This window comes from Schnuerera sp. (assembly GCF_035459645.1).
In the GTDB taxonomy this organism is placed as follows: Bacteria; Bacillota; Clostridia; order Tissierellales; family Tepidimicrobiaceae; genus Schnuerera.
The window spans coordinates 1-1,692 of the sequence record NZ_DATHXO010000120.1 but is presented as its reverse complement, the minus strand read 5'-3'; the positions used below and the strand labels follow the sequence as shown (position 1 = coordinate 1,692).

Below are 1,692 nucleotides of genomic sequence, written 5' to 3'. Positions count from 1 at the left end.
ATTATTGTCTCTGAATAAATCCTACTTTCCTATAAACTTTTCTTAAAGTTTTATTGGCTACATAACTAGCTCTTTCTGCTCCTTCTTTATATACTTTTTCTAAATAATCTTTATCATTTATTAGCTCATTATATCTTTCTTGTATTGGTCTTAATCCCTTTACGACTACTTCAGCTAAATCTTCCTTAAACTTACCGTATCCAATACCCTCATATCTATTCACTATTTCTTCAATGGTATCCCCTGAAAACACGCTATAGATATTTATTAAATTTTTCATTCCTAGTTGTTCATCATTATATTTTACTTCTCCTATGGAATCTGTTACTGCTCTTTTGATTTTTCTTTTTATAGCATCTGGTTTGTCTAGTATAAGTATATAGCCATTTTCATTTTCATCAGATTTGGACATTTTGCTTTCTGGGTTTTGAAGGCTCATAATCCTAGCTCCTTCCTTTTTTATCAAAGGTTCTGGTACTTGGAAGGTAGGACTGTATTTATTGTTAAATCTTTCTGCTAAATCTCTAGCTAATTCTAAATGTTGTTTTTGATCGTCCCCTACTGGAACTAATTCAGTTTGATATAATAAAATATCTGATGCCATTAAAACCGGATAGGTAAATAAGCCTGCATTTAAATTTTCTTCCGATTTTTTTGATTTTTCTTTGAACTGAGTCATTCTATTTAATTGTCCCATATAGGATATAGTATTAAGTACCCAAGTCAGCTCTACATGCGCCGGTACATGAGATTGAATGAATATAGTTGATTTTTCTGGATCCAACCCAGATGCTAAATATATGGCTAATACCTCTAATGTGTTTTTCCTCAAATCTTTAGGTACTTGTGGTACAGTTATAGCATGTAAATCAACTATAGAATAATAACAATCATATTCATCTTGTAATGATATCCAGTTCTTTATAGCTCCAATATAATTTCCTATGGTAAGTCCTCCCGAAGGTTGAACACCGCTAAATACAACTTTTTTCTCCATTTTTATTCCTCCTAAATAAAAAATCCCTTTCATCTCCTCATAAAGAGACGAAAGGGTTTCTCCCGTGGTACCACTCTAATTAGCTTTTAGCTCACTTTAATCCTTAAGGGGGATTAATCCTAATATCCTACTATAATTTCAGATATTAACTCTCAAGTCCATTCAATATAATAGTATCATCAGGCTTCCACCTTCCCTGACTCGCTTAGGATCTTTATTATATCTACTATTCTTGATCATAGTTTCATATCCATCTGTTATTTACATTATACACAATTTTAAATAAAAGTAAACTCAAATTATCAGATTACGTACATTAAATAATCATCCCTGTTGTTTTTTACCACTTTCCCAGGTATGCCTACTACAGTTGTATATGGAGGTACATCTTTTATAATAACTGCATTTGCTCCAATTTTGGCTCCTATACCGATGGTAACTGGTCCTAGTATCTTAGCGCCTGCTCCTATCATTACATTATCCTCTACAGTAGGATGGCGCTTAGTACCTGGCTCTCCTCCTATTCCCCCAAGGGTTACTCCATGATACATAGTTACATTATTCCCTACTTCAGCTGTTTCCCCTATTACTACCCCCATGCCATGATCTATGAATAGATTTTTTCCTATCTTTGCTCCAGGGTGTATTTCTATACCAGTAATCCTCCTTGCCCTTTGGGATATGTTTCTAGCTAA

General features: G+C 33.6%; 2 protein-coding genes and 1 other annotated feature. Both genes read right to left on the bottom strand.

Going from position 1 to position 1,692, the window contains the following annotated elements:
* Position 1: 1 nt before the first annotated feature.
* On the bottom strand, positions 2-997 hold the full coding sequence (trpS, locus tag VK998_RS02860; protein ID WP_325225259.1) for a tryptophan--tRNA ligase: 996 nt from the start codon (positions 995-997) through the stop codon (positions 2-4).
* Between the two features lie 40 nt (positions 998-1,037).
* Positions 1,038-1,246: a binding site (T-box leader), on the bottom strand.
* Positions 1,247-1,299: 53 nt separating this feature from the next.
* Positions 1,300-1,692, bottom strand: a 393-nt coding sequence (gene epsC, locus VK998_RS02855; protein ID WP_325225257.1) for a serine O-acetyltransferase EpsC, incomplete at its 5' end; no start/stop codon positions are given.